Origin of the sequence: Pseudoroseomonas cervicalis ATCC 49957 (genome assembly GCF_000164635.1) — a bacterium.
Taxonomy (GTDB): Bacteria; Pseudomonadota; Alphaproteobacteria; order Acetobacterales; family Acetobacteraceae; genus Pseudoroseomonas; species Pseudoroseomonas cervicalis.
This window is the reverse complement of the sequence record NZ_GG770777.1, coordinates 1,379,114-1,387,557: the sequence shown is the minus strand read 5'-3', so window position 1 is coordinate 1,387,557 and position 8,444 is coordinate 1,379,114. Positions and strand designations below refer to the sequence as shown.

General features: G+C 73.5%; 10 protein-coding genes. 3 read left to right on the top strand and 7 right to left on the bottom strand.

Going from position 1 to position 8,444, the window contains the following annotated elements:
- Positions 1-3: 3 nt before the first annotated feature.
- The 5 genes from HMPREF0731_RS06010 to HMPREF0731_RS05990 all read right to left on the bottom strand — a co-directional run bounded on the left by HMPREF0731_RS06010 (position 4) and on the right by HMPREF0731_RS05990 (position 3,604).
- On the bottom strand, positions 4-849 hold the full coding sequence (locus HMPREF0731_RS06010) for a universal stress protein (RefSeq protein ID WP_040611967.1): 846 nt from the start codon (positions 847-849) through the stop codon (positions 4-6).
- A gap of 34 nt (positions 850-883) precedes the next feature.
- Positions 884-1,522 (bottom strand): LbetaH domain-containing protein, encoded by a 639-nt coding sequence (locus HMPREF0731_RS06005; protein WP_007003156.1) that lies wholly within the window; start codon positions 1,520-1,522, stop codon positions 884-886.
- Between the two features lie 82 nt (positions 1,523-1,604).
- Positions 1,605-1,856, bottom strand: a complete 252-nt coding sequence (locus tag HMPREF0731_RS06000) for a DUF3072 domain-containing protein (protein ID WP_007003155.1) — start codon at positions 1,854-1,856, stop codon at positions 1,605-1,607.
- Positions 1,857-1,943: 87 nt separating this feature from the next.
- Positions 1,944-2,483 carry a biotin transporter BioY gene (locus HMPREF0731_RS05995; protein ID WP_007003154.1) on the bottom strand — a complete coding sequence of 180 codons (540 nt, stop codon included), beginning with the start codon at positions 2,481-2,483 and terminating at the stop codon, positions 1,944-1,946.
- Positions 2,480-3,604: an A/G-specific adenine glycosylase gene (locus tag HMPREF0731_RS05990; RefSeq protein ID WP_245538249.1), complete on the bottom strand. Its 1,125-nt coding sequence runs from the start codon at positions 3,602-3,604 to the stop codon at positions 2,480-2,482. Before HMPREF0731_RS05990 ends, HMPREF0731_RS05995 begins: the two co-directional genes overlap by 4 nt.
- A gap of 2 nt (positions 3,605-3,606) precedes the next feature.
- Here HMPREF0731_RS05990 and HMPREF0731_RS05985 point away from each other — a divergent pair, with 2 nt between their 5' ends.
- On the top strand, positions 3,607-4,179 hold the full coding sequence (locus tag HMPREF0731_RS05985) for a DUF721 domain-containing protein (RefSeq protein ID WP_007003152.1): 573 nt from the start codon (positions 3,607-3,609) through the stop codon (positions 4,177-4,179).
- Here the strand turns inward: HMPREF0731_RS05985 and HMPREF0731_RS05980 are convergent.
- Positions 4,176-4,937: an SDR family oxidoreductase gene (locus tag HMPREF0731_RS05980; protein ID WP_040611966.1), complete on the bottom strand. Its 762-nt coding sequence runs from the start codon at positions 4,935-4,937 to the stop codon at positions 4,176-4,178. The two genes, HMPREF0731_RS05985 and HMPREF0731_RS05980, sit on opposite strands and share 4 nt — an antisense overlap.
- A 186-nt stretch (positions 4,938-5,123) precedes the next feature.
- Positions 5,124-6,398: a solute carrier family 23 protein gene (locus tag HMPREF0731_RS05975; RefSeq protein ID WP_007003150.1), complete on the bottom strand. Its 1,275-nt coding sequence runs from the start codon at positions 6,396-6,398 to the stop codon at positions 5,124-5,126.
- A gap of 518 nt (positions 6,399-6,916) precedes the next feature.
- Between HMPREF0731_RS05975 and HMPREF0731_RS05970 the strand changes: the two genes are divergently transcribed.
- Both HMPREF0731_RS05970 and HMPREF0731_RS05965 read left to right on the top strand, forming a co-directional pair.
- The gene (locus tag HMPREF0731_RS05970) at positions 6,917-7,525 is read left to right on the top strand and encodes a DsbA family protein (protein WP_007003149.1); all 609 of its coding nucleotides are present in this window, start codon (positions 6,917-6,919) and stop codon (positions 7,523-7,525) included.
- 134 nt (positions 7,526-7,659) lie between these two features.
- The coding region (locus tag HMPREF0731_RS05965; protein WP_157135992.1) for an AAA family ATPase at positions 7,660-8,444 on the top strand (785 nt) is incomplete at its 3' end.

The following is an 8,444-nucleotide window of genomic DNA, read 5'->3' as shown; positions in this document are numbered from 1 at the left end:
CGCTTACCTATGAACAAAAATCGGGCAAGGCAGCTCCCGCAGCAGCTTCCGCGTCGCCGAGCCCAGCAGGAAGCTGCGCAGCCCCGAGGTCTCATAGGCCCCCATCACCACCAGGCGCGGCCGCCCATCCGCCGCCTCGGCCAGCAGCAGATCGGCCGGGTGCTGGCCGGTGACGCCGAGCGCGCTCACCTCCACCCCGTGCCGGCGCAGATAGGTGGCGCCCTGCTCGGCCATGGCCTGGGCCGTGGCGCGGTCATCGGCGCAGGAGAAGACCTTGGCCTTCACCTCGCCCTCCGGCTTCAGCAGCGCGTAGAGCTGCAGCGCCCGCATGGCGGGCAGCGAGGCGTCATAGCCCACCAGCACCGTGCCCTCGGGGTCGTAGCCGGTCATCTCCTCGCGCGGCGGCACCACCAGCAGCGGGCGGGCGCCGCGATGCAGCAGATGCTCGATCACCGGGGCCAGCCCGTCCTCGTTCTCCTCCTGGCCGATGGTGCTGTCGCGGCCGATCACCAGCACATCGTGCATGGCGCCGGCCTGCAGCAGGGCGGGCTCGGGCGCTTCCTCCAGCCGCAGCGTCTCATAGGGCAGGTCGCCGGCGGCCTCGGCGAAGGCGGCGAGCGCCGCGCTCGCCTCCTGCTCCGCCCGGCGGGCGAGGGATTCGTTGCGCCGCTCCAGGAAGGCGGCACCACCCGGCGGCATGGCGCCGGTGGCGTCGCGGGTGTGCGGCATGTCCAGCACCACCGCGGCCGTCAGGCTGGCGCCACCGCGCCGTGCCAGGGCGATCGCCAGATCGCGCGCGGCGGCGGCGCCCGGCGTGTCGTCCAGCGCGACCAGGATGCTGCGGATCATTGGCGAACTCCCCCATGTGGTTGGCGGCGGGATGTTACACCGGGTCGTGGCGCCGGCAGAACTCCTCGGCCGAAAGCGTGCGGATCTCCTGCAACGCCGCGCGCAGCCTGTCGTCGCTCCACCGCCACCAGGCGATGCGCTTCAGCGCCGCCTGGATCTCGGGCGGGAAGCGGTAGCGCAGCACCCGCCCCGGATTGCCGACCACGATGGCATAGTCCGGTACGTCCTTGGTGACCACGGCCCCCGCGCCGATGGCGGCGCCGATGCCCACCGTGACGCCGGGCAGGATGATGGCGCCGTGCCCCACCCAGGCATCGGCGCCGAGTTTCACCGGCTTGGAGCGGCGCCAGTCGAAGAAGCCGGCCTCGTCCTCGCCCAGGCCATAGGCGCTGGCGCGGTAGGTGAAGTGGCTGAGCGCCACGCGGTCCAGCGGGTGGTTGCCCGGGTTGATGCGCACCTGCGCGGCGATCGAGCAGAACGGCCCGATCTCCGTGTAGATGATGTCCGAGTCGTTCACGACATAGGCGTAGTCGCCCATGCTGGACTCGGCGATGCGCGTGCGCGCGCCGACCTCGTTGAAGCGGCCGAAGCGGCAATCGCGCACGCGGGCGCTGGGGTCGATGGAGGGCGCGTCGCTCAGCTGCTTGCGCGCGCTGTCGGGATCCTGGTGCATGGCCCGCCGGGTGCCATGCCGGCGCTACGGTGCGATGACGCTTCCGTGGCGAAGGCATGACGTTCCGGCGCGGCGACGCGGATCAGTGGTCCTTGCCGCGCCCGGTCTTGCCTTGCAGTTCGTCGATGCGGCGGGAGGCCTCGGCCTTGGTCAGCGCCGGATCGAAGGCCTCGCCCGCCTCCTGGCACAGCGTCTTCAGGTAGCTGGCCTGGGCGCCGGTCATGCTTTCCTCGCCGGTGGTCCACTCGGCGGGGTCCTTGACCGTGTTGTTCGGCAGCTCGGCCCCAGGGGCAGGCTCGGGGGCGGCGTCACGGGTCTGGCGCGGATCGGCCATGGCGGTGTCTCCTCTGCGGCCGTTCACGGCCTGTTCCAGAAAGAGAACCGCGCCGGGCGGCGCAGGTTGCGCCGCCCGGGTCTCGTCTCAGCCGCGGCGGGCGGCGCGCAGCGTGGCGAGCGCCAGCGCGGTCTTCACCAGCGTGCCGGGGATGAACAGCACGAAGCCCGCCATCAGCGCCTTCTCCAGGCCGGTGACGGTGGCGAGCCACAGCACGCCGGGGACGAACATCGCCAGATGCGCGCCCAGCAGCACCGCGCCCTGGCGCAGCAGCCCCTGGCGCGGGGTGAAGCCGGCCAGCCAGGCGGAGAGCACGAAGCCCAGCAGGAAGCCGGCGGTCGGTCCCATCAGCGCGGCCGGGCCGGCGGCGCCGCCGGCGAAGACCGGCAGGCCCATCGCGCCTTCGGCCAGATAGGCCAGCATGGTGGCGGCGCCCAGCGCCGGGCCGCCCAGCGCGCCGATCACCAGCACCACCAGCGATTGCAGCGTGGCGGGCACCGGCCACATCGGCACGGTGATCTGCGCGGCGGCGGCCATGGCGGCCGAGCCCAGCAGGGCGAGGGCGGCGAAGGTCAGGCCACGGCGCAGCGGCGAGAGGCGGGCGCGGGTGGCGGTCAGGTGCATCATGCGGGGCGTCCCGGAGTCGGTGTCTTGGCGGCGCCCCGGGCTGGGGCGTCGCGCGCGGGGCTTGCCATGGCGCCGGCGCCCTCGGCAAGCGCCAGCAGCCGCTGCATGGCGCCGGGCAGGGCGGCGGCGGCGGCCTCGGGCGCCAGCCACTCGCCTTCCGCATTCAGCCCCGGGGGCGCGCTGGCGGTGTAGAGCGCCATGCGCAGCTCGAAATGGGTGAAGCCGTGCCGCGCCTCGCCGGGCAGGCGGCGCCAGGGCAGCAGGGCCGGGGCGTGGGCGAGCGCGTCCTCCTCGCTCCAGGCCTCCTCGCGCCAGGGCGTGCCGGGCAGGCCCAGCATGCCGCCCAGCAGGCCGGAGGGCGGGCGTCGCCGCAGCAGCAGCCTTCCCCCGGCATCGGTCAGCAGGAAGTGAACGCCCTGCTTCACCGGCCGGGCGCGCTTCGGTGCCTTGCGCGGCAGGCTCTGGGCGATGCCCTGGCGCTGCCCCAGGCACGCCCCCCGCCAGGGGCAGAGCGCGCAGGCCGGGCTGCGCGGCGTGCAGATCGTGGCGCCGAGGTCGAACAGCGCCTGCACGAAATCGGCCGGGCGCGCCGCCGCCTCTTCCTGGCCCATCCAGCCCTGGGCCAGCGCGGCCAGGCGCGGCCGGGCGCCGGGCAGTTCTTCCTCGACAGCGGCGATGCGCGCCGTCACCCGCTCCACATTGCCATCCAGCGGCACCACCGCGCGGCCGAAGGCGATGGCCGCGACCGAGGCCGCCGTGTAGGCGCCGATGCCGGGCAGCGCCCGCAGCCCCTCCACCGTGTCGGGGAAGCCGCCGCGCGCCGCCACCGCCTGGGCGCAGGCATGCAGGTTGCGGGCGCGGGCATAATAGCCGAGCCCCGCCCATTCCTCGGCCACCTCCGCCCAGGGCGCGGCGGCCAGCGCCTCCACGCTGGGGAAGCGGTCCAGGAAGCGGCGCCAGCGCGGCGTGACCGCGGCCACCGTCGTCTGCTGCAGCATGACTTCGGAGAGCCAGATGCGGTAGGGATCGCGCGCGGCCTCGCGCCAGGGCAGGGCGCGGCGGTGGCGATCATACCATTCGAGCAGGGCCTGGGCCCTGGGCAGGGGAGCGGGAGCGAGCACGGGTGCAGAAAGAGGACGAAGCGCGCCGCGGATCAACCCCGCGAATCGCCGGCACCGCGCCGGCGGCGAAGACCGATGCGCCGAAGCCCGCCCCCGGCACCACCCCGGGCCGGGTCGGCGAGTGGCGCGCCGATCTCGGCCTGCGCCCGGTCTCCGCCCTGCTGCCGCGGCTGACACGGCCGGTCTTCCGCAAGCGCAGCCCGGCGGCGGCCCATCTGATCTCCGACTGGGCGGAGATCGTCGGCCCCGTGCTGGCGGCGCAGAGCGTGCCGCAGAAATTCTCCGCCGGCACGCTGACGCTCGGCTGCTCCGGCCCGGTGGCGATGGAGCTGCAATATCTGGAGCCGCAGCTGGTCGCCAAGATCAACACGGCGCTGGGCCAGAGGCTGGTCAACCGCATCCGCCTGGTGCAGGTGAAGCTGCCGGCGGCGGCCGCCCGCAAGCCGGCGCCGAAGCCCGCGCCCCCCCTGCCGGCGCCGCTGGCCGAGAAGCTGGAGCGCATCGCCGACCCCGATCTGCGCGCGGCGCTGGCCCGGCTGGGGCAGGGGGTCTATCGCGGCAAGCGCACCGGCTAGCCCGCCAGCCAGCCGCCATCCACCAGGATCTCGCTGCCCGTGGTGAAGCTGCTGGCGTCGCTGGCCAGGAACAGCGCCGCCTCCGCCACCTCCTCCGGCCGGCCGAGCCGCCCCATCGGATGCCGCGCGATCGACGCCGCGCGCGGCACGGCCGGGTCCGCATGGCGGGCGAAGCTGCGCGCCAGCAGCGGCGTCTCGATGGCGCCGGGCAGGATGGCGTTCACCCTGATGCCCTCGGCCGCGAATTCCAGCGCCATGCTGCGCGTCAGGCTGAGAATGGCGCCCTTGGCGGCGATATAGGCGCTGTTGCCGCGCCCGCCCGCCCGCGCCAGCTGCGACGAGACGGTGATGATCGAGCCGCTGCCCTGCGCCCGCATCGCCGGCAGCACCGCCCGCGCCCAGAGCCAGGTGCCGCTGAGATTGGCGCGCAGCACGGCATCCCAGTCCTCCGGCGTGGTGGTCAGCACCGTGCCGCCCGTCGAGAACCCGGCCGCCGTCATCAGCACATCCACCCGGCCCCAGCGCGCCAGCACCGCCGCCGCATCCGCCTCCGCCGCCCCCGGCGCGCCGACATCGGAAGCGAAGACCATCACCTCCGCCCCCTCGGCCGACAGGGCGGCGGACGCCGCCTCCAGCGCCGCCGCGTCGCGGTCCACCAGCGCCAGCCGCGCCCCCTCCCGCGCGAACAGATGCGCACTGGCCAGGCCGATGCCGGAGGCACCGCCCGTGATCACGGCCACGCGGTTGGATAGCTTCATGAGGGACTCCGGAAAAAAAAGAAGCCCCATGAAAGCAAAGATCCGGGGGAATGAATTCCCCCGGACCCCCATCTTTTTTCTGTCAGGCTGCCGCCATCCGGTGGAGAGGCGGGACGCTCCACTGGGCCCGAGGAACCCGCCCCAGTGCAGCACCCGCCGTCTGAACCATGACCGGCAGCTGGAAGATCAACGGCGGAGGCCGAGGAGTTGGTAGAGGCCGATGGCGGCGACCGTCGCGGTGCCGATGCCGCCGATGGCGAAGCCGCCGATGTTCACCGTCAGGTCGCCGGCGCCGGCGATCAGCGTGACGCCCACGGTCAGCAGGTTGCGCGGGTCGGAGAAATCGACCTTGTTGTCGACCCAGATGCGCGCCATCGCGGCGGCGATCAGGCCGAACACGGCGACCGCCAGCCCGCCCAGCACCGGGCCCGGCACCGTCTGCAACACCGCGCCGAATTTCGGCGAGAAGCCGAGCAGGATGGCGAACAGCGCCGCCACCACGAAGATCAGCGTCGAATAGACGCGGGTCATCGCCATGACGCCGATATTCTCGACATAGGTGGTGACACCCGTGCCGCCGCCGCTGCCGGCCAGCATGGTGGCGACGCCATCGCCCAGGAAGGCGCGGCCCATCCAGCGGTCCAGGCTCTTGCCGGTCATGGCGCCGACCGCCTTGATGTGCCCCAGATTCTCGGCGACCAGGATGATCGCGACCGGGGCGATCAGCAGCATGGCCCCCGCCTCGAAGCGCGGCGCGACGAAGTTCGGCATGCCGAACCAGGGGGCGGCGGCGATGCCGGAGAAGTCGATCGCCGGGCCCAGGCCGAAGCCATTGGTCAGCACCAGATACAGCAGGTAGCCGATGACCGTGCCGGCCAGGATCGAGACGCGGCGCAGCGCCGGCGGCGCGTAGCAGGCCAGCAGCGCCACCGCGAGCAGCGTCGCCAGCCCGACCGTCGTCACCAGCCCGCTGCCCTGCACGCCGCGCGCCGCGACGGGCGCCAGGTTCAGCCCGATCGCCGCGCCCACGGCGCCGGTGACGACGGGGGGCATCAGCTTCTCGATCCAGCCGGTGCCGGTGGCCATGACGACCAGCCCGATCACCGCATAGAGCGCGCCGGCGGCGATGATGCCGCCCAGGGCACCCGCGATGTTCGCGTTCGGCCCGCTGCCCGGATAGGCGGTGTAGGCCACCACCACGGCGATGAAGGCGAAGCTCGACCCCAGATAGCTCGGCACCCGGCCGCCGGTCAGCAGGAAGAAGATCAGCGTGCCGATGCCGGAGAACAGGATGGCGATGTTGGGGTCGAAGCCCATCAGCAGCGGGCCGAGGATGGTGGCCCCCGACATGGCGACCACATGCTGCAGCCCCATGGCGATGGTCGCGCCGGCAGGCAGGCGCTCCTCGGGGCCCACCACGGGACCGCGCGCGAGCGTCCAGGCGGGGAACAGGCGGGCCATCGGCCTCTCCTTGGTATCGGGTGTTCTGGCGTGGCCGCGCCTTTCCGCCAAAGCCGTGCCCCGCGCAAGCTTCCGTGAAGGGGGCGCGGCATTTCGGCCGCCGGGCGTGGCCGGCCAGCCATGCCCGACGGCCATGAAGAGGCGCTGTGGCGCTAGCGCGGTGATGGCTGCCCCCGGGGGGCCGGCGCTGCCGATGGCGCATCCCACCCGCCGTGCCCATCCGGCGGCGAGTCTGCCGGCCCTGAGCCAAGGGCGCCCTGACCGGCGTTCCGGCGACCGCCGCGCCTGTCCTTTCAAGATGCCGGCGGCTCAAGGCGAGACAGGCCGGGCCGTGTGCCTGGCCGGCCGCCAGCGGCGGCCGGCGCTGAAAGAAAAGAAAGAAAAAGAAACGGTGGATGGACAGGGGAGGGAGGGAGGCGGCATCTGCGGTGCAGCAACCGGGCATCGCGGCCGCGTCGGTTTCGCGCTAGAAGGCGCGCCATCGGCGGCCTGTCCCGCCAACCCTCCGAGGAGGTCTCATGTCGCTTTCCCGTCGCACCCTGCTGGTGGCGCCCGCCGCGCTGGCCCCGGCGCTGGTCCTGCCCTCCCTGGCGCGGGCCCAGGACGCTGATCCGCGCCTGGGCGAGCGCTCGGCCGGGCAGGAGGATGCGAAGGTGGTGGTGGAGTATTTCTCCCTCACCTGCTCGCATTGCGCCGCCTTCCACAAGGAGGTCTGGCCGCGGGTGAAGCAGGAGCTGGTGGCGACCGGCAAGGTGCGCATGGTGTGGCGCGACTTCCCGCTGGACCAGCTGGCCCTGGCCGCCGCCCAGGTGGCGCGCGCCCTGCCGGCCGAGCGCTATGAGGGCTTCATCGGCGCGCTGCTCGCCACCCAGGATCGCTGGGCCTTCAACCGCAATGGCGACCCGGTGGCGGAGATCGCCAAGGTGGCCGCCCTGGCGGGGATGAGCCGCGCCCAGGTGGACGCCGCCATCGCCGATGAGGGCCTGCGCCGTGGCATCCTGGAGAGCCGCCTGCGCGGCCAGCAGCAGCACAACGTCAATTCCACGCCGACCTTCGTCTTCGGCAACCGGCCGGTGCCTGGCGCCCTGTCCTTCGACCGCTTCGCCGCCGAGGCCGCCGCCAGTTGAGCGACCCCACCCAGGAGGCGGGCGGCCAAATGCCGCCCGTCGCGGAGACCCCGGACGGCACCCCGCCGCCCGGCACTGAAACGGAAGCAGCCCCCCGCGACGCCGCCGCCGAGGCCGCGGCGCGCGAGGCCGCGCTGCGCGCCGTGCTGGTGCGGCTGCGCATCGCCGGCTTCAAATCCTTCGCCGAGCCCACCACGCTGGACGTGCTGCCGGGCCTGACCGGCATTGTCGGCCCGAATGGCTGCGGCAAGTCCAACGTGGTCGAGGCGCTGCGCTGGGCGATGGGCGAGACCAATGCGCGCGCCATGCGTGGCGGCGAGATGGACGATGTCATCTTCGCCGGCACCGCGCACCGTCCGGGCCGCAACCAGGCCGAGGTGACGCTGCTGCTGGAGGAGGCGCTGGGCCTGGCCCCGCCGCCCAACCAGTCCGCCGCCGAGCTGGAGATCACCCGCCGCATCGTGCGCGGCGAGGGCACCGGCTTCCGCATCAATGGCCGCGAGGCGCGCGGGCGCGACGTGCAGACCCTGTTCGCCGATATCGGCAGCGGCGCGCGCTCCTCCGCCATGGTCAGCCAGGGCAAGGTGGCGGCGCTGATCGCAGCCCGGCCGGAGGAGCGGCGCCAGGTGCTGGAGGAGGCGGCCGGCATCGCGGGGCTCCGCGCCCGCAAGCACGAGGCCGAGCTGAAGCTGCGCCAGGCCGAGGCCAACCTGACCCGCGCCGAGGATCTGAAGGGCCAGCTGGAGGTGCAGCGCCAGTCGCTGCAGCGCCAGGCGCGGCAGGCGGCGCGCTACCGCAACCTCTCCGGCCTGACCCGCCAGGCCGAGGCCGAATTCTTTTCGGTGTTGGTCGCGCGGGCGGAGCGGGATCTGGTGGCGGCGCGCGAGGGTTATGCCGCCGCCCGCGCCGCCACCCAGGC